This window comes from Pseudomonas duriflava (genome assembly GCF_007830155.1).
Classification (GTDB): Bacteria; Pseudomonadota; Gammaproteobacteria; order Pseudomonadales; family Pseudomonadaceae; genus Chryseomonas; species Chryseomonas duriflava.
Window position 1 is genome coordinate 262,077 of record NZ_VLKY01000003.1, and the last position, 21,352, is coordinate 283,428.

At 58.3% G+C, this 21,352-nt stretch carries 20 protein-coding genes; 9 read left to right on the top strand and 11 right to left on the bottom strand.

Features of this window, described 5'->3' with window-relative positions; translation table 11 throughout:
• Positions 1-29: 29 nt before the first annotated feature.
• Complete coding sequence (locus tag IQ22_RS05690; RefSeq protein WP_145139383.1) at positions 30-932, bottom strand: LysR family transcriptional regulator; 903 nt, start codon at positions 930-932, stop codon at positions 30-32.
• A 274-nt stretch (positions 933-1,206) separates the two neighbouring features.
• Here IQ22_RS05690 and IQ22_RS05695 point away from each other — a divergent pair, with 274 nt between their 5' ends.
• The 3 genes from IQ22_RS05695 to IQ22_RS05705 all read left to right on the top strand — a co-directional run bounded on the left by IQ22_RS05695 (position 1,207) and on the right by IQ22_RS05705 (position 4,175).
• Entirely contained in the window at positions 1,207-2,436 is a 1,230-nt protein-coding gene (locus IQ22_RS05695; protein WP_145139386.1) for a tetratricopeptide repeat protein, read from the top strand.
• Between the two features lie 16 nt (positions 2,437-2,452).
• A complete protein-coding gene (locus IQ22_RS05700; RefSeq protein WP_145139388.1) occupies positions 2,453-3,406 on the top strand; it encodes a DMT family transporter in 954 nt (317 codons plus the stop codon).
• Between the two features lie 313 nt (positions 3,407-3,719).
• Positions 3,720-4,175 carry an Lrp/AsnC family transcriptional regulator gene (locus IQ22_RS05705; RefSeq protein WP_145139391.1) on the top strand — a complete coding sequence of 152 codons (456 nt, stop codon included), beginning with the start codon at positions 3,720-3,722 and terminating at the stop codon, positions 4,173-4,175.
• 95 nt (positions 4,176-4,270) lie between these two features.
• Here IQ22_RS05705 and IQ22_RS05710 read toward each other — a convergent pair whose 3' ends face one another.
• The gene (locus IQ22_RS05710) at positions 4,271-5,338 is read right to left on the bottom strand and encodes a saccharopine dehydrogenase family protein (protein WP_145139393.1); all 1,068 of its coding nucleotides are present in this window, start codon (positions 5,336-5,338) and stop codon (positions 4,271-4,273) included.
• A 382-nt stretch (positions 5,339-5,720) separates the two neighbouring features.
• Between IQ22_RS05710 and IQ22_RS05715 the strand changes: the two genes are divergently transcribed.
• Positions 5,721-8,153 carry a mitochondrial fission ELM1 family protein gene (locus IQ22_RS05715; protein ID WP_145139395.1) on the top strand — a complete coding sequence of 811 codons (2,433 nt, stop codon included), beginning with the start codon at positions 5,721-5,723 and terminating at the stop codon, positions 8,151-8,153.
• A gap of 12 nt (positions 8,154-8,165) precedes the next feature.
• Entirely contained in the window at positions 8,166-8,933 is a 768-nt protein-coding gene (locus IQ22_RS05720) for an aspartyl/asparaginyl beta-hydroxylase domain-containing protein (protein WP_145139398.1), read from the top strand.
• Between the two features lie 24 nt (positions 8,934-8,957).
• On the opposite strand, the gene IQ22_RS05725 is transcribed toward IQ22_RS05720, so the two are convergent.
• The 6 genes from IQ22_RS05725 to lptF all read right to left on the bottom strand — a co-directional run bounded on the left by IQ22_RS05725 (position 8,958) and on the right by lptF (position 15,112).
• Positions 8,958-9,725 (bottom strand): aspartyl/asparaginyl beta-hydroxylase domain-containing protein, encoded by a 768-nt coding sequence (locus IQ22_RS05725; protein ID WP_145139401.1) that lies wholly within the window; start codon positions 9,723-9,725, stop codon positions 8,958-8,960.
• A gap of 63 nt (positions 9,726-9,788) precedes the next feature.
• The gene (locus IQ22_RS05730; RefSeq protein WP_145139404.1) at positions 9,789-10,757 is read right to left on the bottom strand and encodes a hypothetical protein; all 969 of its coding nucleotides are present in this window, start codon (positions 10,755-10,757) and stop codon (positions 9,789-9,791) included.
• An 8-nt stretch (positions 10,758-10,765) separates the two neighbouring features.
• Positions 10,766-11,728, bottom strand: a complete 963-nt coding sequence (locus IQ22_RS05735) for a diacylglycerol/lipid kinase family protein (RefSeq protein WP_145139407.1) — start codon at positions 11,726-11,728, stop codon at positions 10,766-10,768.
• Positions 11,721-12,905: a CDP-alcohol phosphatidyltransferase family protein gene (locus tag IQ22_RS05740; protein WP_145139410.1), complete on the bottom strand. Its 1,185-nt coding sequence runs from the start codon at positions 12,903-12,905 to the stop codon at positions 11,721-11,723. Before IQ22_RS05740 ends, IQ22_RS05735 begins: the two co-directional genes overlap by 8 nt.
• Before the next feature lie 63 nt (positions 12,906-12,968).
• Positions 12,969-14,042 carry an LPS export ABC transporter permease LptG gene (lptG, locus tag IQ22_RS05745; protein ID WP_145139412.1) on the bottom strand — a complete coding sequence of 358 codons (1,074 nt, stop codon included), beginning with the start codon at positions 14,040-14,042 and terminating at the stop codon, positions 12,969-12,971.
• Entirely contained in the window at positions 14,039-15,112 is a 1,074-nt protein-coding gene (lptF, locus tag IQ22_RS05750) for an LPS export ABC transporter permease LptF (protein ID WP_145139415.1), read from the bottom strand. Before lptF ends, lptG begins: the two co-directional genes overlap by 4 nt.
• Before the next feature lie 146 nt (positions 15,113-15,258).
• Between lptF and IQ22_RS05755 the strand changes: the two genes are divergently transcribed.
• Positions 15,259-16,032 carry a phosphocholine cytidylyltransferase family protein gene (locus IQ22_RS05755; protein WP_244308963.1) on the top strand — a complete coding sequence of 258 codons (774 nt, stop codon included), beginning with the start codon at positions 15,259-15,261 and terminating at the stop codon, positions 16,030-16,032.
• Between the two features lie 31 nt (positions 16,033-16,063).
• Here the strand turns inward: IQ22_RS05755 and IQ22_RS05760 are convergent, their stop codons facing one another.
• From IQ22_RS05760 to IQ22_RS23145, 3 genes are read right to left on the bottom strand one after another with little or no spacing between them, the layout of a single operon-like run.
• On the bottom strand, positions 16,064-16,891 hold the full coding sequence (locus tag IQ22_RS05760) for a nucleotidyltransferase family protein (RefSeq protein ID WP_145139418.1): 828 nt from the start codon (positions 16,889-16,891) through the stop codon (positions 16,064-16,066).
• Positions 16,875-18,029, bottom strand: coding sequence for an N-acetyltransferase (locus tag IQ22_RS05765; protein ID WP_244308965.1), 1,155 nt, complete (start codon positions 18,027-18,029; stop codon positions 16,875-16,877). The genes IQ22_RS05760 and IQ22_RS05765 overlap by 17 nt, the downstream gene beginning before the upstream one ends.
• A complete protein-coding gene (locus IQ22_RS23145) occupies positions 18,026-18,166 on the bottom strand; it encodes a hypothetical protein (RefSeq protein ID WP_158635411.1) in 141 nt (46 codons plus the stop codon). The genes IQ22_RS05765 and IQ22_RS23145 overlap by 4 nt, the downstream gene beginning before the upstream one ends.
• Between IQ22_RS23145 and IQ22_RS05770 the strand changes: the two genes are divergently transcribed.
• Genes IQ22_RS05770 through IQ22_RS05780 form a run of 3 tightly spaced genes read left to right on the top strand, consistent with a single transcriptional unit; the run spans position 18,165 to position 21,329 of the window.
• The gene (locus IQ22_RS05770) at positions 18,165-18,614 is read left to right on the top strand and encodes an HIT family protein (RefSeq protein WP_145139421.1); all 450 of its coding nucleotides are present in this window, start codon (positions 18,165-18,167) and stop codon (positions 18,612-18,614) included. The two genes, IQ22_RS23145 and IQ22_RS05770, sit on opposite strands and share 2 nt — an antisense overlap.
• A 42-nt stretch (positions 18,615-18,656) precedes the next feature.
• Positions 18,657-20,408 (top strand): fatty acyl-AMP ligase, encoded by a 1,752-nt coding sequence (locus IQ22_RS05775; RefSeq protein ID WP_145139424.1) that lies wholly within the window; start codon positions 18,657-18,659, stop codon positions 20,406-20,408.
• 6 nt (positions 20,409-20,414) lie between these two features.
• Complete coding sequence (locus IQ22_RS05780; RefSeq protein WP_145139426.1) at positions 20,415-21,329, top strand: NAD-dependent epimerase/dehydratase family protein; 915 nt, start codon at positions 20,415-20,417, stop codon at positions 21,327-21,329.
• Positions 21,330-21,352: the final 23 nt, after the last annotated feature.

A 21,352-nucleotide genomic window follows, 5' to 3' on the forward strand; every position in this document is an offset into this window, starting at 1 on the left:
CGTCTCGGGACGATAGCGCAGCAAAAGTGTTAGCCGCTCTCGGTCTGCTTGAGGACGCCCTGACGTTTGAGCCTGAGGGCGATCTTGATAAAGGCCTGGGCCGCCGGGGAAACCTGGCGCTCGTCCAGCACGGCCAGGCCGATGATGCGCTTGACCCGTGGCCGCAGGGGCCTTTTCACATAACCGGTTTCGCCCGTTACGCAGGGGAGGGCCTGCTCGGCCAGGATCGTCACGCCGTCACCTCGCTCGACGAGGGACAGCGTGCTGATCAGTTGCGTGCTGCGGTAGCGGGTATTGGGGATCAGTTTGGCGGCGTTGAACAAGTTGCCGACCAACTGGGCCGAACCGGCCTCGGTCATGATGAACGGGCCGGGTGCCAGTTCCTTCAGCGAAATGTCAGCCTTGGCAGCCAGAGGATGCGCGGCAGGGACCAAGGCGACCATCTGGTCCTCGGCGAGGGCAAACGTATCGAAGCGCTCATCCGGCAGGACGGCAAAGCCAACATCGATACGCCGATCCTGTAGCCACTGTACGACTTCACGGTCGCGCCCTTCGTCGACATGCACTTCGATGCCGGGATACTCCTTCCGGTAGGCGTCCAGAATCAAGGGAAGCAGCTTGACCGAGGAGGTGGGGCCGAACGAGCCAATCCTTAGCGTGCCGCGTTTCATACCCCGTGCATCGCTGGCTTCCTGCCGCATGGTTTCGGTAAGACCAAGAATGGCGCGGGCCCGAAGGAGCAGCTGTTCGCCAATCGCCGTCAGTTCCAGGGTGGATTGATGCCGGTTGATCAGCTCAACGCCCAGCTCGCTTTCCAGTGCCTTGATGGCATGGGAAACCGCGGATTGTGTGATCGACAGCCGTGAGGCAGCCGAGGTGAAGCCCTTCAATTCGGCTACCAGCACAAAGATTTCAAGCTGCGAGAAGGTCATGGCACCTGCATAAGGTCATGAGGAAATGCTCATTTTTCTATGAATAGGGATTAGTGGATTATAGCGCCATAACAACATGTGACGCGGTTGAATGCTCGCTTTCTCAGCTTCTTCTAGAGCCTGTGCCTTAGTACAGGCCACCAGTCTTGCCTGGTGCATGTGCGGTTCTCTGAATCGCTCGAAACGATGTAACGAAGCACTCCTATGATCAGTTGTTGGGTAAACGATATCCAGGGCATCGCCTGCTCTGACTAGGGACATGACGGGGGCTTACATGAAGATCAAGACGTTGAACGGCAGTCTGCTGACTGATGGGTGTTCTTCTCTCTGGCCAGCCATCAATGCGCCGTTTCTATCGTTAAGGGGAATTCCCACCGCGGCAGTAACTGGCGACCGTTACCAGGCCATTTTCAAAGGCATACTCGAAGGCTTCGATGCCATTACCGGCTGCGAAGTAAAGGATCTCTACAAGTTCGCTCATTATTTGCAGTCAATCGACGAAGACGTGCCCAGCGAACTGGCCACGCTTGTTCGTGCGTTTGGCAAGTGGGTCGCGTTCGATTACGCCGGCGCACGAAATCTGTTCAAAACGCATATTCAGGTTTATCCCACGGATGTCCAGGCGATCTTTTTCCTGCACATGCTGGACTTTTGCACCGGGCGCACCGCGGAGCTAAAGCCACTGTTCAATTTCTGCGACGGGTACATGGAGGAGTCTCACCCGTTGTACTCCTTCTATCTGGGTATCAAGGCGTTTGTCTTGTGCGAAAGCGGTCTGTTCGACGAATCGCTGGTGGTGGGGTTGGAAGCTGTCAGACGTAACCCCGATAACATCTATGCCATCCACGCCGTAGCTCATGCGCTGCATGAGCAGGGCATGTGGGAAGAGATGCGGGATTTTCTTGAAGACACTAAAGAAGAATGGATTCGCAACCCCGGCATGCGCATGCATGTGTACTGGCACTTGGCAATCACCTACAGGAAGTTAGGCAATCCGGAAGCGGCCAAAATGGCCTTTCTCGAATTTTACGCCCTGAAGCAGGACCGTTTCGCCAAGCAGGATCTGGATGCGGTCGGTTTTCTCTGGCGGCTCAAGCTTGAGGATATCGACGACCACAGTTTCGATGAGGTGTGGAAAGAGCTAGCCATCCTGTGGTCCGGCAGCATTGGCAGTTCGACGTCCCACTTTCACAACATGCATGCGGCTTTCGCGTTTGCCGGGGCCAACCAGCCTTTGCTCATTGAAAAGATGATTGCCGAAAGCGACGGTTTCGGCGTAGAGCCGGATACGCATCAGGCCGGTATGGATGTCATGCGAGCCATTGCCTGTTTCGCCCGTGCAGAGTACGCCCAGTGCCTGCGGCTCCTGAGCTGCTCCCAATCCTTGTGGCCCATGCTGGGCGGTAGCCGGGCGCAGCGCGAACTCCTGTCCATGACGCAGGTGTTCTGCCAGACCTACTTAAGCATGCAGTCAGAGCTTGAACGCATGCTGGTAAATCACTGATCGAGGTTAAGCGTTCATGTCCAATGCAGCAGCCATTACCCAGGCGGACGACAAGGCTCTGGTGTACCTCAAGCTTACGGCCGTCTCGATTATCTGGGGTGGAACGTTTGTGGCGGGTCGCTACCTATCCACTGGCGTGCCGCCACTGGCGTCAGCCAGTCTGCGGTTCCTGCTTGCCAGTCTTACCCTGGTAGCCGTCCTGGCTGTGACAAAGCGCTTGTTCGTTACGCTAACCGGCCGCCAGGTGTTTCAGCTTTTCTGGTTGGGCTTTTTCGGTATCTTTACGTACAACCTGTGCTTCTTTTATGGGTTAAACATGATCAGCGCGTCTCAGGCTTCGCTGATTGTGGCGCTTAATCCGGCGATGATTGCCCTGACCACTTTTTTTATCGACCGCGAGCGGTTGGGGCTGGTGAAGACCGGCGGGATTGTAGCCTGCATCATCGGTGCTGCTACCGTGATTGTCAGTAAGGATGCGTCTGTCCTTCAGGCGGAGAACAGCAGCTGGTTGGGTAACCTGGTGATCTTTGGTTGTGTGGTCAGTTGGGTAATCTACAGTGTCTTTTCTCGTCCGTTGGTGCGGCAGATCGGCCCGTTGCATACGGTGAGTTTTTCCGTGCTTTTCGGGACTGTGCTGCTCTGTATTACCTCGCTGTACACGGGCGACTTGAACGGCTCGGTTATTGCCCGCCTGACTCAGGAACAGTTCCTCAGCCTGGCTTATCTGGGAATAGTAGGCTCCGCGCTGGCCTATATCTGGTACTACGACGGCATCAAGCGGATCGGTGCGACCCAGTCCGGGGTGTTCATCGCACTGAATCCAGTGTCGGCCGTGCTGCTGGGCGTGCTGATCCTGGATGAACGGCTGACACCGCTGATGATTCTGGGCGGCTGCCTAGTCCTGCTCGGTATCTACTACTGCAATAAACCGGCTAAGCCCTTATCTCTTGGCACAAACCGTTCCGCGTGATCCGGCACGTTCAGCAGCTGGGTCTCTGGTAACAGAGGGCCAGCGTAATCCGGACCTTGAGGCAGCCACGGAAGGCTGCTTTTTTTTGGCCAATGTGCAGCCTTGCCGGAGCGCTTATAACGGAACCACGCTCCGGCTCTCGAAGAGGGATGCTAACCAAAGCGGTTTTGCCTTGCCTACAAAAGGCCACTCGAATAAATACAGCTTGGCTCTGCTGGGAAAACTCGTGCAGGTAGCTAAGCCCTAGCTTGGTCATTGACGAGGCGAGGGCGCGCTCCTAGGCTCCGCTTTTCCCTAATGCGGCGTGTCCTTCATGTCCTTTAAGCTCGATGCCACCGACTGGCAGCTGATCCGACTGCTTCAAGCCAATGCCCGCGAGTCTACGGCCACGCTGGCACGTCATCTCAACCTGGCACGAACCACGGTCGTCTCGCGGCTGGCGCGGCTTGAGCGGGAGGGGGTAATCGCCGGGTATGGTGTACGGCTCGGTGCTGCGGTAGAGAGTGGCTCGGTGCGGGCGTACTGCAGCATTAGCGTGTTGCCCAAGAGTGCGGCACAGGTCATCAAGGCGCTAGCCGCCATGCCGGAAGTGGAAGAGGTCTCTGCCGTGAGTGGCGCTTTTGACTACCTGGCCTTTATTTGTTGCGAGAGTCATGCCCAGCTGGACATATTACTCGACCGGATCGGCGCTATTGATGGCGTCAAACAGACCCAGACCTCCATTATCCTCACCCGCAAGATCGATCGGCGAAACGACGTGTCTCGGTAGTCAGGCAGTTACCTATAGGGAGCACTGCGTGTTACGCAGTGCGCCGTCTGCGACCTGTCAGGCGTCTGTAAGCCCTACAGGGTTATAGCCCTTTCTCAACCGGCATATACCCGGCCGAAGCGGTTGGCAAGAAACACATCCAGGTCGATTTCTTCCTGGCGGATAAAGCCGTTCTGGGGCAGCTTTTTCTCGCGGAACAGGTCCAGGGCGGTACAGATGCCTGCCGCTGTGGTGATCTGGATGGCACTAGTCAACTTGCCGCGCTGCTCGGCCGCAAAGATCTTACGGCTAAATACTTCTTGTACCAGCTTGCCATCACGCAGACCGTTCACGGTAACAAATACCAGCACCACGTCTTGCATGGTAGTTGGCACAGAATCGCGCAGGATACGCTTGAGTGTGCTCTGGTCACCCGACAGGCGCAGTTCTTCCAGCAGGAACTTCATCAGGTCACGGTGGCCTGGATAGCGTACTGTCTTGTAGTCCAGACTCTCAACGCGGCCGCTCCAGGTCTCGCATAGGGTGCCCAGCCCACCTGATGTATTGAATGCCTCGTACTCCACCCCATCCAGCGAAAAGTGCTCAAGGCCCTCCAGCGGTTGCACCAGGCTCAACTCGCCATGCCGGACGGCCTCACAGGGGTGGCAGTATTCGTTAATAAGCCCGTCCACACTCCAGGTCAGGTTGTACTTCAGTGAGTTGGTTGGAAATTCCGGGAGGGCCCCGACGCGCATCTTTACCTCACGCACCTGATCGAACCGGGACGCCAGGGCGTGAGCGGCGATACCGATAAAGCCGGGTGCCAAGCCGCATTGCGGCATGAACGCCGTCTGGGAATCTTCTGCCAAGGCGCGGATGGTCTTGGTAGCATGGACGTCTTCGGTCAGGTCGAAGTAATGCGTGCCGGTTGTCTTCGCCGCCTGAGCGACGGGAATGGCCATGTGATAGGGCAGGGCGTTAAGCACGGCATCGCTGCTTTCCAGCACATCTTCCAGTTCTCGGGGGGCGGTGCCAATTGGACGCGTCTCGATATTGAGCACCGCGATGCGCGCCAGCGCACTGGGGTCACGGTCGACAACCGTCACCTGATAGTCACCGGTGTCCTGTAGTAACTGGCTGATGGTGTAACCGATGTGTCCAGCCCCGAGAAGCGTAATGTTCATGACAGTTCCTTGTTATTGGTTTGACGTGGCATCCAGCTTAGGAAAAGGCCCTGTCAGCTTTAAGGTACAAAGCGCCTTTTATCAGGCCTTCTTTTCGTCATCTCGATGAAACGGACGTCAAAGTGATGAAGGTAAAGCGAGCTGTTAGTGTGTAAAGGACGATAGGCATGTGAGGCTGATTGCAGCCGTCTTAGCCAGAGACGTTCCCCGGCGCATCTCAATGGCCAAGAACTCGTTGAGATTCAGTCAGCCGTCCGTTAAAACGTCTATGCTTGTCCAACGCCTGCTGTACCGGCATTCAACTAGAGAGGCCCTCTTCAACGGAGACCTCTTGCTAAAGGCTTACGGGCCGAGATTGCCCGCTCGAAGCATGAGAGGACGCATGACTTTTTTCGCTTGGAAGGCGCCACGCGCTATTCGTAAGGTCTTTTCTTCCGCGTCGGTACAGCCCCGCGCTACGGAGGCGGCTTCTTTGCCGGCGGCACGCCCGGCAGTGACCCGCTCTTCCATTCCCGTACCGCAGATTCAACCTATCATCCTCAATGCACGGCCCGGTGCGCCAGAGCGGCCAGCCGTGCGTATCTTCTTGGGCACTGAGCCGGCACAGCACCGGGCCGAACGCATTTTCGTCTACGCCCTTGAGCAGGTACGCAACCCTGATCGGCGTTACGAGATATACCGGATGACAGGATTGCCAGGCTTCGATCAGCGTTCTTGGCGAACCAATTTTACCAACTATCGCTTTGCTATTCCTGACCTCGCCGGCCGCCAGGGGCGGGCAATTTACAACGATGTGGATCAGCTCTATACGGATGATCCCGCCGCGCTGTTCGATCAGCCGATGGGTGAACACGGTTATCTGGCGCTGTCGCCCAACGATACCGCGGTCATGCTTATCGACTGCGAGCGGATGGCCACCTGCTGGAATTTCGATACAGCGCGTCGAGACAGTAAAAAGTCCTTGCATGCCCAGGCTGCGGCCAAACCGGGCTGTTGGGGCCCGCTGGACCCGGTCTGGCACGCTCGCGACCTGGAGTATCAGCATGGTGTCTCCAAGCTGCTCCATTACACGACGCTGCACTTGCAACCCTGGCGGCCAACGCCTGACCAGTACTCCTACCAGATCCACCCCTACGCCGAATATTTTCTAAGCCTTGAGCAAACAGCCAATGCTACAGGCTATGAACTCTATACGTCGGCCAAGCCCAGCCCCGGCTTTGCCCAGGCCTGTGCGGCCATGCCAAAGGTTTCGACCTCCCTCTCGGGAGAAGTCATTGCCTTGGCCCAGGCGTTGGAGGCATCCCGCTACGCGTTGGTGGATAAATGGACCCAATCGGCACCTGACGATGAATCGCTCGAACTGTGGCGATTCGACCAGTTGCGCGAGCCGGATCTGGCGCCACAGGATGTCGTGGCGGCCAGTGGCCTGGAGGCTCTGCCAGTCGAGGATATGCCTTGGATAGTCGACCGGCTGTTCGCCTTGGGCCGCAAGCTGGTCTACCTCAAGACTGGGCTTGGCCCCGCCGATTCGATGATCGGTACGCTGGACGGTTGGCGTGCGCTGTTACGCCGTATCGCGAGCCGCTATCCCGATCGTTGCTGGCAGCTCGACTGTACCGATGCGGCCGGACAGGTGCATTGCTATCGGGCCGACTTTCCCTGGAGAGTACGCCACGGGGATGGCCAGCCCACCGTTTGGGTGCTGCTTGGCAAACATGCGGGCGACAATGCCCAGCTCGTCTCGATCGCCGAGTCGCTGGGATGGCCTTATGAGTGCAAGTCAATCACCTTCAAACCGCTCGACTATATACCTCAGGCCCTACAGCAACGCCGGCTCGCCCACGCAGCGCAAGGCCTGAAAACACCGTGGCCGGATCTGGTGCTTAGTTCAGGCCGTCGTACCGCACCGGTCGCGCAGTGGATCAGGCAGCAGTCGAACGGTAAGGTCAAGTTGGTTGTGATCGGGCGGCCGCGAACACCGCTGGCCCACTTCGATCTTGTCCTTACGACACCTCAGTACAGCCTGCCGTTGCGTGAGAATACCGTGGACCTGCCGGTGCCTTTCATTACCAAAGGGACCGTTGAAAGACGCGAGTTGGATGCCTGGCAGAAGCGCTTCGCCCACTTGCCGCGTCCGTGGGTAGCCCTGCTGGTAGGTGGCAGCAGTGCCCCCTATGTGCTGGATACCGAGGCGGCAGGAACTCTGGGCCGTCAGGCTAGTGAGGCCGTGAGCGCCCGAGGCGGTTCGCTGCTGGTTTCGACCAGCCCGCGTACCGGGCAGAGCGCCACTGAATCCCTGTTGGCCGCTATCGAGGCGCCAGCCTGGCAGTATCGTTTCGGGGTGTCGGATGAGAATCCCTATCAGGCCTTGCTGGCCTTGGCCGATGCATTCATCGTGACCGGCGAAAGCGTGTCCATGCTGACGGAGGCGGCCCTGACGGGTAAGCCCGTTGCCGTTTTCCCGCTGCCGGTTCGTCGGCATGCCAAAGCCAGATTGCATCATGCGCTTGAGCGCAAATTGGGCATTATCGACCGGGCCGCCGGTAGCCGCGGTACGCCCCGGCAGCAGAACAAGGTTGGACGCTTTTACGATGAGCTGGTCGCACAGGGACGGGTCAAGCGTGAGCGGCGTATCGAAGAGGTGCATATCGCGTTGGGGCTGACTCCTTTACCGGGGGGACTCGATCATGTGCCAACGCTCTCACCGGCCTTGATCGCGGCCTCTCGTGCACGCGCCATCGAGGCGATCCGGGCCGTCCTCATGGGGGAGCAGGCCATGACTCAGCAGGCTACCCAATCCTGGACGGATCACTAAAGGAAGCATTCAATGAACGACTCTGCATCCCCCGTTGCTGCGCCAGCCAAGGTCAAGCGCAGTGCGCTCTACCGAACCGGCAAAAAGCTGCGTCCTGCGCTCAACCGCTACCTGGCCAAGAATTCCCTAATCGGTGATCTCCCGGTTTTCGACAAGCACCTGTTCCCCTGGACGGCTGAGCTTGAAAAAAGCTGGCCAGCGATCCGGGCCGAAGTCGATCAGTTATTAAGCAAGGGGACGGCAATTCCTGCGTTGCGCGATATTTCACCGGACCACCGGCGCATCGCAGAGGGGAGTACCTGGAAGTCCTATTTTCTTTGGGGCTATGGCTACCAGATCGAGGAAAACTGCCGTCGCTGTCCGGAAACGGCCAAGGCCTTGGCCGTTGTGCCAGGACTGAACAGCGCCTTCTTTTCCATCCTGACGCCCGGCGCCCATATTCCCAAGCATACCGGCGTGACCAAGCGAATCATGACGTGCCATCTGGGGCTGATGACGCCAACACCCAACGAACGTTGCCGTATCCAGGTGGGTAGCGAGACGGTGGCCTGGCATGACGGCGAATGCATCGTGTTTGACGACACCTACCCACATGAAGTCTGGAACGATACCGACGGCACTCGCGTGGTCCTGCTGATTCAGTTCAAACGCCCGCTGCGCCTGCCCGGGCGGTTGTTGGGCGACCTGTTTCTCGGTGCAGTGCGGCGCAGTCCGTTTGTACAAGAGGCTCGCAAGAACCTGGCCGCCTGGGACGATGCCCAGAAACTGCTGGATGAGTAGTTGTCGTTAAGCGAGCAGCCTCGATTACCCTTCGAGGCCACGTTCCCAAGCGCGATGATTCTTGCGCGCATCCTGGATGAAGGGTGACCAGCGAATCAGCCGCAGCACGAACCGGTTCAGCAGGGCCCCCGGCCAGGTCAGGGGGCGATGGATGTCCAGGAATAGCACCACGCGTACGCCCTCGGTGTCGTTCCACACCTGATGCTTGTAGGTATCGTCGAACACCAGACATCGACCTTCCTCCCAATGCTGAACCTCGCCACCTACCTCAATACGACATTGTTCCTTGGGCTCCGGCACGATCAGGCCCAGGTGCGCCCGCAAAAGGCCGTTATACGGGCCGCGATGCAGTGGAATATGTTTGCCTGGTTCGAGGATCGAGAAGAATGCCGTGAACATCCCTGGAATCGACTCGACCAATCGGGTTGTTTCCGGGCAGCGGGCGCAGTTGCCATCCATCTTGTAGCCGTAACCGTACAAAAAGAATGTCTTCCAGCGATCATCCTGGGTGATGTTCTTCTGGTCTTTCGAAATATCCTGGAAATTGGGAATACGTGCCTTTTCCTGTAGTACCTGTTCCAGCTCGTCGCGGATGGTCTGCCAGTTGTTTTCCAGTATCGGAGCCCAGGAGAACTTCCGGGGATCAATGAACGGTGTGGTTTCTACCTTTGAATAATGCCGGATCGCCTTTTCCAGTCGCTTGATGACCCAAAGGCCAGCGGCCACGCTCGGACGATGCTTACGTTTACGCTTTGGCGTAGGAAGCGTGGTGTTTTCCTGGGTCTTTTCCACTGTTCACCTCTTGGTCAAGCAGCCGCTGCTTGGTAAGCGATAGGCTGAAAATCCGGATGCGATTTAGCGTAGACGACGATCCCGCAGTAAGCGCCAGAGCAGCGGCCATCCGAAGATAAGCGGATAGCGGCGCAAGCGCGGCGTAACCTCAACAGGCTGCCCCAGATGCCGCTCCAGCTTCCAGGCAATGTAATCCACACCGTTCTCAAAGGTAAAAACCGACTTTATCAACCGGGCTATGTTCAAGGCCCGGCCTTGCAAGCGTCTCTGCTTCCAGATCTGCCGGCTCGCGGCGCAGGCCTGTGCCGACAAAGCGTGGCGGTACGCATCCGCTTCACCGGCAACAGGCTCTAGCCCCACGAGGGCAGGCGCTGCGGCGGTGGTCAGCTGCCGGTAATAGGCATGATTATGTCCTACCAGCTCAGCCGGGCGGCTGGCCGACTCGGGTCGCAGTTCAGTGCCATAGCTAAGCGCCAGGCCGAGCTGCCAAAGTGTTGCGCTATCGAAGCGTTCCGGCAGGCATGGCAGCGTCTGGCTCAACAGGCGCAGAACGGCGTGCGCCACGGATTGGTGAATTCGGCGAGCCGTCTGCTCGTCACGGCAATAGACCAGGCGCGAGGGCTGGGCAAAGCGGCCCCACAGGTAGCTCTGAAACCACTGCGCGGTACCGCGTTCGAGGTCCCTCAGCGACAGCACGGCGCATTTGGTCTGCAAGACGTCACCCTGTGCGGTCCGAGCTTGCAGCATGAAGACATTGGGCGGTAGCCAGGTATTGGCCAGCCGCAGCAAGGGGTTGGCATGTGCATGGGCGTAGTTGTCCACAATCGCGTACAGGTCGACGATACCCTCGCTGGGATTGCCGCTGCGCAGACAGGAGCCGTAGAACAGGACAGCGATAACCGCCTCGCCGAAGCGCGCCCGTACCGTCTCGCAGAGCACATGCAGCTCGCTCCGGACCGGTTGGGTCGCTTGCCATGCCACGGCGTCCAGCAGGGCAGCGGGTGGTGGAGGCAGCGGGGCCAGTCGGTTCATCGTCGGCCTCAGTAGGTCAAAAAGCGCAGCGGCGCTGTTGTGGAGAGTCGAATGGGCACTGTGGTCTCGAATTGCTCGCCATCCAGTATGAAATGATGGGTGCCATGCATGTCCAGGGTAGTGAGGTTGCGGCTGATATAGCCGTCGCGCTCATGAGCTCTGCGCGCGCCACGACCGGAGAGTAAAAAGGGCAATACACGCATCAGCCGGCGTGGCTGATGAACTACCGCGGTGAAGTGCATGGGTGCCATTTCCCTCCCCCAATACGGACGACAGCCGATAAGTAATGTATCCAGTGTCGAGGCCAATACTAGTAGCCAGTCGTTCTGCCACTGATGGCCATCGCCTTGCAGGGCGGCCGGTGAGGCGGGCAGTAGGGGATGCGGCTTGTTACGCAGCAACGACAGCAACAGGCGGATGAATGTCAGAGCAGGGCCTAACGCGCCGCGTACCCCGGTAGGGCGCACATGCTGATGGAAATAGCGGACGCCAGTCAGGATAGCCCCTGTGCCAAAAAACAGGCCGAACTGCAAGCTACTGCCTTCCACGCGCAGCGCAGGCCGCAAAATCGACCGAGGCGCGTTGCCACGGCCATGAGCCCAGGCGGCCAGCGCTTTGAGGGCTGGCTCAGGCTTCAGGCGGGCGCCCAGATCGGCAGCGCTCATGTTGGTAGTGCCGCCCGGTACAACGAGCAGGGCTGGCAATGGCCTTGTTGGTTCATGCAGGAGCGCAGTCAGTGCAGCTTGGAGCGTACCGTCTCCACCCATGATAACAAGCACGTCGAGGCCGTCAGCCTGCCAGCGCTGCACTGCGTGTGCAACCGCCTCAGGCCGTGACGCCTCGTACATGCTTGCGCCCGGGACTGAGGCGGCCAGCGCTCGCAGGCGTGGCAGGCATCGCTTGACGCGTCCGCTGAGCGGATTCAGCAGGATGCCCAGGCGCGCCGGTGGGGGCAGAGCCTGTTCACGCATCGGCCAGGCCCGAGCGGGGCGCGAACAGGCGAACCACGGGGCGATGTCCTTCAGCCTGCAGGTCGATCTCGCTCAGCCATGGCCGCAATTCGACACCATGGCGGCTCAGCGTAATCGCCTGGATAACACGTACCGCCAGTACCAGGGTAGAAAACACTGTCCAGGCCGCAACCAGCCATAGGCCGAGATCACTCGCGCCGGCTCCCCAGGCCAAGGTCAAAAGCAACAGATTGGGATTACGGCGTGCCGTCACCAAGCGGTTAAGCGAGTCGAACGGTCTCCAGAGAAACATGGAGAACGGTGCGGCGAATTTGAACGACCCTTCGCATAGCCGCCCGGCCACATAGCCGATGAAAATAGTCCAAAAGACGACTGACAAGGGCACGCTATAGGACCAGGTGGCCGCTAGCCCCATGCCCCAGGCTATGTACCAAATTGGTGGATGTACCAAGTCCAGCGCATGGTCGAAAATGTTGCCGAAGCGAGTGGAGGTTACGGTAACGCGGGCCAGCTTGCCGTCCACCGTGTCCAGAAAGGTCATGATCCAGCCGGTGATCAGGCCCAGCCCGAAATGTCCCTGCCAGAACCACCAGCCAGCCAGAATCGCCAGCACATAGCTTGCCGTGGTTACATGATTGGGGCTTAACCCCAGGCGGACGCACAGGTGTGTGACCCAGCGCGCCGGCACTGGCCAGACGCCACGGGTAATAAAGTCCGTTACGCCCTTGTAGGCACCGTTGAACAGCGACTTTTCCAGGTGCTGGCGGTTGCTTTCCGTTACTCGAGCGACCCAGGGCTGGTCAAATTTTCGCAGTTGCGTCTGTAGCCCTGAGGCTACAGTGTCCGGCCGCACCTGGCGTAAGCGTTCGATGCTCGGCCCTTGCAGTTGAGCAGTACCCTCCAGCGAAGCAGCCTGGACGCGTGCAGCGGCAAGCGTTCCATCGCGCGGGTCTTGCAGGGCTACGTCAGAGGTATCCAACAGCCCCCGCAAGACGCGTTCGTCATACAGGTAATCTTCGCGCAGCAGCAGCACCTCACCCTCGGCCGGCAGTGCAGCGCCAGCATCGGCCAGCTGTGCCTGCGAGAATTTTTTGAGAATACGCCGCAAGCGTTCACGCGAGGTCAGCCCCCATAAGCGAACACTGCACTGACCGACGAGATGGACCTGTATTGTCATAAGTTCTGCCTTAGAGCACGCAAAGAGTTATTGATGTTATAGGTAGGGTCCGGCAAGGCCCCGTTAGCGTTTCCTGTCGAATCGAAAGACCCAAAAAAGCGCAACCCCGAGCATGGCCAGTGCTGGCGCTGTACCCACTAAAGGCGGGCTTAGACCAAACAGAATGCCCAGGTTCATGATGATCTGATTGACCAAATAGATCAGCAAACCCACTACGGCGCCCAGGGCCAGTTTACTGCCAAGACTGGTGGAGCGTACTTGGGTGAACGCGAAGGGAACAGCGAAAAGAATCATCGCCAGGGTCAGCAGTGGTGTACCCAGTTTTTCCCACAAGGCCACTTCATATTGCGCCGAGGGCTGGCTTGAGCCACGTAGAAAGGTAATGTAGTGATAGAGCTGACGTGACGAAAGACTTTCAGCCGGAAAGGACACGTCCCGCAGCCGTCGCTCCGGGAGAATCGACTGCCACGTCATCCGGTCTCGTTGTTCGAACGATTCCTCACCGGCCGTCCAGCGTTTGACCTGGACATTGTGCAACTCCCATACACCGTTGGGTTGAATATCGGCATAGTCGGCATACAGGTACTGTTGAAGGCGCGCTTGCTCATCGAATTCGAACACCTCCACCTGGGTTGGAATATGCCCTAGTCGCAGGCTACCGATGCGGGCGAACTGGTCATTTCGGCGCCCCCAGATACTGCCGTCCTTGGAGTTGCCTTTAGTGGATGCCATAGCCTGTGAACGGGTTTGGAGCGCTTTTTGTTGCAGTGGAGACGCAATGAATTCGTTAGCAATAGCCAGGGCTACCGCCAGGATCAGCCCCGCTGCCAGTGTGGTCATGCCGATGCGAGTCGCAGATAGGCCTGCCGCCCGCAGGGTGATGAGCTCTTGTGTAACCGCCAACTGGCCTAGTGCAGCAATACCGCCCAGGAGCGCAATGAAAGGGCCAAGGTCCACGGCACGACGAGGCAACGTCATGAACACCACTTCAAGCGCCTGAACCAGACGGTAGCCTTCGTCGATATCATCGAGTTCGCCGACTAAATCCAGCGTGCTGAAGAGTGGCAGCAGCAGCGCTGCCGCAACGGCAAAGCCTAGGAAAACATTCAGGATGAGATAGCGGTCGATAATTTTCATGCCGGACGGCCCCGTGTCGCACCGAGGTCGCGACAGAATGCCAGCAGCAGAGCGAGCCCCATGACGAGGGACACGATCCAGAGGCCTGGCGTTAGGGGTAGGGTGCCATTGCTGACAAGACTCTTGCTGATATCGCCGGCATAAAAGACCAGAGCGAAGACTGCCGTCACCGGCAAGAGTCTGGCGAAGCGACCGCGTCGAGGAGGCGTCCGGCTGAGCGGAACGGCCAGCAGAGCCAACAGGAGCGTACTCAGACCGCGAGATTGCCGCCATTGCAGTTCGGCCTGATCCGACAGGGCCGCGGACGCCTCGAGCACATGGCTCGAGGCTGCCTTGCGCTTGAACTCATCGGTCTGTGGGGTTGGATCCAGGCGCAGCGTCATGGTCTTGAACTGCATCGTCTGGTCTTGAATGCCCTGACGCTGTAACGAATAGGCCGTGCCCTGTTCAAGTGTCAAGACCGGGTTCAGCGGGCTAGAGTCGGTAACCTCGGCTTCATGCGCTCGGAACAGGTGGGTGCGTCCCCGTCCGGCATCGTAGATAAGCACATCCTGGAGTCGGCCCGTTACGCGATCAATCCTTTGTGCCAGGATCATGCGGCCGTTATCGGCATTAACGTTGAAGCGCTCGGGCTGTAAATGATTGACGTCAAGATCGGTCTTGGACTGCTGCTCCAACAAGTAGGTATTGGTATAAGCCCAGGGGCGCCCATACAGGGAAAGCGCTGCAACGCCCACCGCAACGGGAAGAGCCAGCAGCAGTACGGCCCGGTAGATTCGCCAGGGACTCACACCGGAAGCGGCAATGGCCGTCATCTCGGTATCGTGGTACAACCTGCCGAGGCTCAAGACAACCGAGACATAGAGAGCCACAGGGATCAACACTTCAAGGGCGATGAGCACCTTGTAGTAGACGATATCCAGCACGGTATCGAGCGCCAGAGTGCCGTTGGCGGCTTCGGCCAGATAGCGTTCTGAGGAATAGCTCGCAAAAATGAAGGTGAGGACACCGGCCATGACTAGAAAAGGGCGGAGTACCTCGGTTATCACGTAACGTTCGATCAGAAACATGAACTGCGGAGCCTTCTTTGGTTCCAAAAACGCACCCGGCACATACCCCCTGTTTAGAGTAAGGCTAGCTGCATAAGGCCATCCTCAAGGCATAGCGGTGTTGGTCTGCCTGAAAAAGATGAAGTTCCTCATATTAGGAGACGGTATTGAATCACTTTGAACGGAAACAGTCTCGTCAGGCCATTATCCTGAGCGCCGGTCAGGGGCGCCGACTTCTTCCTTTTACCGAAAGTCTGCCCAAGTGCCTTCTGGAGGTCGAGGGCAAGACAGTGATCGAGTGGCAGATCGACAACTTGTTGGTAGCCGGTTTCGATCGTATCAGCGTTGTGGTCGGATATGCCGCTGCCCACGTCGAGCAGGTCTTGAACGCCCGCTATGGTAAGGGAACGATTTCTACCTTCTTCAACCCCTTTTATGAGGTGGCAGACAACCTGGCCAGCTGCTGGATGGCCCGGCAAGCTATGCAGGACGAGTTTCTGCTGCTAAACGGCGACACGCTGTTTGACCTGCCCGTCCTGTTGCGCTTACTCGAGGCGCCTGTTCGCCCGATCACGCTGGCCATTGATCGCAAGGCTCATTACGACAGTGATGACATGAAAGTCTGTCTTGATGGAGATCGTTTGACTCGTGTTGGTAAGACGCTGGCGCTGGACAGTGTGGATGGCGAGTCGATCGGCATGATGTATTTCCGATCCGAGGGCGCAGCGCTATTTCGTGAAACCCTGGACCGTACTATCCGCCAGCAGGATGCCCTGCAACGCTGGTATCTCAGCATCATCGATCTTCTGGCCCAGAGCACAGGTAAGGTATTCGTGCAGTCCATCGAGGGTCTGAGCTGGGGCGAGCTGGACTTTCCCCAGGATCTTGAGGCAGCCAAACAAAAGGCCCGAACCTGGAATACTGCTGCTGTTACGGCCTAGCGGCTGCGTGGCCTAGCCTTGCAAGCGGCTGCTATACCGTCCCGATTGAGGAAGCGTTTTCCGCGAGGATCTTTTCCACCAGGGATAGATCCGCAGCGGTATCCACATCGACGGCCGCTTCTGCAAACGGCAGCACAACAACACCAATGGTAATACCCAGCTTTTTCGATAGGCGTGCCAGGGCCTGCTCAAGGGTCAGACGTCCGCACAGGTAGCGCACGATAGCGCCCAGGCCCAACGCCCCCACAATCACACGCCATGGACGCTTGCGCTCCTGCTCGATGCTGCGCCAGAACGGTGCCAGCGTGCGGCCTCGTTCCGTCATGAAGGCGAACAGATTACACCCGCAATAGGGGCCTCCCCGGAGGCGAATGGCCGTTCGCCGGGTGTGAGGGAAACGTGCCATTACCGTATCGAGCCGGGTAACAGCGACTACAAAGTCGCAGTGACTCTGTTGGGCCTGTTCCAGGAAGTGGTTGACGATCGCCGGGCTGAGCAACGCGTGGTCCGCCGTCGTGACGAGGACTGCCTGCTCGGGCGGCTCGGCCGCCAGAGCCTGGGCCGTACTGGCGCTGGGTGAGTTGGCGTTGGCGGTCCAGCGAATCGCTGCCTGTTCCAAAAGCCGCTCTATTTCCGGTTCGCGATGGAGCAAGGCACGCGAGGGGCCAACCAGGGTGATGCGCTGGATCAGCGGGCTGGCCTGCAGTGCATGCACCACACGGCGCACCATTGGCACACCGCCCACAGGTGCCAGCGCCTTGCAGTCAACCCCGGCAGCCACAGCTACCGCGTCTCCGGCGTGACGGTCGGCGGACAGAACCAGCGCCGCATAGGCCATAGGTTCAGAGCTGTTTTTCATAAACACGATACCGCTTGTACTGATGGGTCCCGATCTGCTCGAGAATGGTACGCATACCCGTGTTGCTTTCCAGAATCCACGACATTTCCAGCGCCTCGATGCCGCGTCGAACAAAAGGCGGCTTTAGCGCTTCGACCAGCAGCAGCGCCAGGGTAGGGCCGAGGCGGCTGAACTGATGCGCCTGGCGCACGCCCATTAACGGAACACGTGCTGTCTTGGGCATGCGCAATTTCACATTGCGTAAAACATGCAGCCAGCCAAAGGGTAGCAACTTGCCTTTGAGCGGTGCGATTACTTCGTTGAGATTGGGGAGGGCGATAATAAAAGCGCTGGGTTGCCCATTCACCTCGGCGATGTAAATCAGGTCGTCAGGCACCAACAGCTTGAGATTGCTACCTAACTCCTTGAACTCGGCCCTAGTGAACGGAACGAATTCCCAGTTTTTGGCCCAGGCATCGTTGAAGATGTCCCGCAGTGTCTCGATTTCCTCGTCGAAACGGCTGCGGTCCAGTGTTCTGATCGTTACACGGTCTCGCCAGCGATCCATCATCCGGCGCATTGGCGGAGTGAAGTCGAGCTGATCGGTTTGCATCCAATAAGCCAGCAGGTCCTGGGCGGGTTGATAACCCAGGGCTTCGATCCGACTGCTGTAATAGGGCTGGCTGTGGCCCATCATAAACGCCGGTGGATAGTCAAAGCCATCCACGAGCAGGCCGCTTTCCTCGTTAATCGTCAGGCTGAAAGGACCTGTGACACGGCGTATGCCTTTCTGTCTGAGCCAGGTTTCGGCGGTGCCTAGAAGGGCCTTGAATACCTCCGGCCTATCGACGGCTTCAAGCATGCCGAAGTGCCCCGTACCGGGGCCATGAACTTCCCGATGCAGCGAGTCCACCTGCGCCGTGATCCGTCCGAGCGGCTGTGCTCCGGACCAGGCGATCCAGGCCTGCCACTCCACATGCTCGAAGACAGGATTACGGGGCGACAGATGCATCCGGCGCTCAAGATGCAAGGGCTCTACCCAGTGGGGGTCCCCCTGGTATAAGGGGCCAGGCAACCGGATAAAGGTGTTCAAATCTGCCTTGGTCACTACCGGTTTGACCAGAACGGACTCATTTGTCTTTGAAATAAATTGATTCACGTGGAATCCTTCAACTTCATTATCCGATTCGCCACTTCATGAAGCGGCACGGCCTGGTAGTAGCGTCCGCACAGAACATCCAGTGGCTCCAGGGGACGGCTACGTTCATAAGAACCCAGCTCACGCGAGGATGACATGAGTACCCATGAAGCGTTAAGCGCTACTCTGCAGAAATTTGGCGCGCCTGAGACGGTAGTGCGTGAATATGAACATTGGACTGTTCTTTTGAGACCGCATCAGGTTACCTTGGGTGCTTTGGTCCTGATTGCGAAGGAAGCGGCTACAGCTTTACCGCAGCTAAGTCCGGCCGCGTTCAGCGAACTCAAGCAGGTAACCGACCATATAGAGCAGGCACTCCAGGCGGCTTTCAGCTACGACAAAGTGAACTACCTGATGCTAATGATGGTCGATCCTGATGTCCATTTTCATGTCATTCCTCGTTACAATAAACCCAGGATATGGGCTGGACAAGAGTTTGTCGATGTGGCTTGGCCAGGGCCCCCGCAGCTGAGTACGGGCATGGAGCTTAGTGAAACTGCCAAAACGACTTTAAGAAACGAGCTGATACGCTGCTGGCCTTGTTAAGCGGCCCGCTGCATGCGATGCGCTGAGAGCAGGATTTTGGGGATGGCCGAACTGTACATGTCTGCAACACTTACTCAACATGCTTTACCCCAGCGTTTAGGTGATTTTCCTACCCTTACCGAAGCCCTGGACTATGCCGCTCTCGGTGAAACCGGCCTGAATTTCTATGACGGCCGTTGTCGCCTGGTAGCGGTAATTTCCTATGCTGCCCTGCGCCGGGAGGCCTTGAACATGGCGCGCCGGCTGCATGGCCTGGGCCTGCGCCGGGGTGATCGTGTCGCCTTGATTGCCGACACGGATTACACCTTCATGGAGCTGTTCTACGGCTGTCTGTACGGTGGGTTCGTTCCTGTGCCACTGCCCATTCCTTCCGGCCTGGGCGCACACGATTCCTACGTCAAGAAGTTGAATGGTTTGCTGCTGAGCTGCGAGGCATCGGCGGTCTTTGCGCCAACTGTGTTACTGCCTGTTGTTCAGGAAGCAGCGGCCTCGCTGGCGCCCTTGTTTGTTGGTGCGGCCAAGGATTTTCAGGCCCAGGCAATGGCCCAGGTAGACCTCGAACCTTCTCGTCCCGATGAGATTGCCTACCTGCAGTACACCTCCGGTAGTACCCGTTTTCCACGTGGTGTGGTCGTCACTCAACGCGCCGTCATGGCCAATCTGCAAGGCATTATCCGTGATGGTTTGGGCGTGCGTCCGGGCGACCGGTGCGTGTCCTGGCTGCCCTTTTACCACGACATGGGGCTTGTTGGTTTCGTTCTGGGGCCTATGGCGTCGCAATTGTCCGTGGACTATTTACGTACCCAGGATTTCGCCATGCGCCCTCGGCAATGGCTAAACCTGATCAGTCAAAACCGTGGAACCATTTCCTTTGCGCCGCCGTTCGGCTATGACATGTGCTCCCGTCGGGTGCGCGAAGGCGAAGCGTCACGTTTTGACCTGTCCAGCTGGCGGATTGCCGGTGTTGGTGCCGAACCCATCCGGGCCGAGATTCTTGAGCGGTTCGCCGATCAGTTTGCCCCAGCCGGCTTCAACCTCAAGGCGTTTCTACCCTGCTATGGGCTAGCTGAAAGTACGTTAGGGGTCAGTTTCAGCCGGCGCGATACCGGCATTCAGATCGACCGTATCAATCGCTGGGAGCTTGAGCATCATTCCAGGGCGGTACCGTTTGATGGGGACGAAAGCAAGGCTAGCATTTTCGTTAATTGCGGCGCCGTGCTGCCGGGGCATCGGCTCGATATCCGCGACAATACCGGGCACCCTCTGCCGGACCGGCAGATTGGCCGTGTCACGCTTATGGGGCCTAGTCTCATGTCCGGCTATTTCTGCGACGAGGATTCTACCCAGGCCGTTATCGACCAGGACGGCGGCTGGTTGGATACCGGCGACCTTGGTTACCTGAGCGGCGGTGAACTGTTCATTACTGGCCGGCGCAAGGACTTGCTCATTGTGCGGGGCCGCAACATTTGGCCGCAGGATATTGAATACCTGGCCGAATGCCAGCCGGATATCCGTCCGGGCGATGTGATCGCATTTCTTGTACCGGCTGATATCGAACCCCAGGTTGTCGTGCAAGTGCAGTGCCGCCTGACTGACGAAGCGCAACGCACCCAGTTGCAGCAATCCCTGACCAAGCTGATTAATAGCGAGTTTGGCCTGTCGGCCCGTGTCGAGCTGGTGCCGCCCCATTCGCTTCCACGTACATCGTCCGGTAAGCCGTCCCGGGCGGAAGCTCAAAAGCGCTTTCTCCAGCAAATGCAGTCCCTGTGCGGGCTGTCTATGGCCGCAGGTTAGCCTTCGGTGGAGCGCACTGTTGCCCTGACTGGGGCAACCGGTTTCATTGGCAGTCTCTTACGCCAGCGCCTGATTCAGTCAGGCGTCCGGCTACGGGCGTTGTGCCGACATCCCTTTGTCACCCGAGAAGACGGTATCGAATGGGTGCAGGGGGCGCTGGAAGACCCGCATGCCCTGGCCCGTCTAGTAGACGGGGCGGATGCCGTGATTCACTGCGCGGCAGTAGTACGCGGCGGCACGGTAGATTATTTCCAGCGGAACAATGTCACGGGCAGTATGAATGTGCTCCGGGCAGCACAGGCCTCAGGCTGTTGCGAGCGCTTTCTTTTCATGTCTTCTCTGGCGGCCCGTTATCCGCACCTGTCCTGGTATGCGGCTTCGAAGCATGAGGCTGAGCGACAGCTTCTGCAGGCGGCAAATGACATGACCCTAACGATTTTTCGACCTACGGCGGTGTATGGTCCGGGTGATCGGGAAATGCGCCCCTTGTTCGAATGGCTTTTGCGAGGATGGCTCTTTGTTATCGGCCAACCTGAGGCACGGCTCACATTTCTTCAGGTAGAGGATCTGGTCTGTGCCGTGGTGAAATGGCTCGAGGCATCTGTTGTTGAGTCGGCATGCTATGAACTCAACGATGGCTGTGGGAACGGATACGGTTGGGCCGATATTGCCACTATGGCCGCCGAAGTCCGCCAGGGACCGGTGCGGCAGGTGAACCTTCCGCCAGTAATGCTGAACGGCTTGGCCCGGGCGAATCTGGCCTTATCCCGTCTCACCGGGCAGGCGCCCATGCTGACCCCGTCCAAGGTGGGTGAATTGCGTCATCCGGATTGGTCCTGTAGTAATGAGGCCATTCGTCAGGCATTGGCGTGGGAGCCCGCTATTCGTTTGCGGCATGCACTACAAGAGCGCTGTTTTTGATCGGGCCAAACCGGCAACCATGG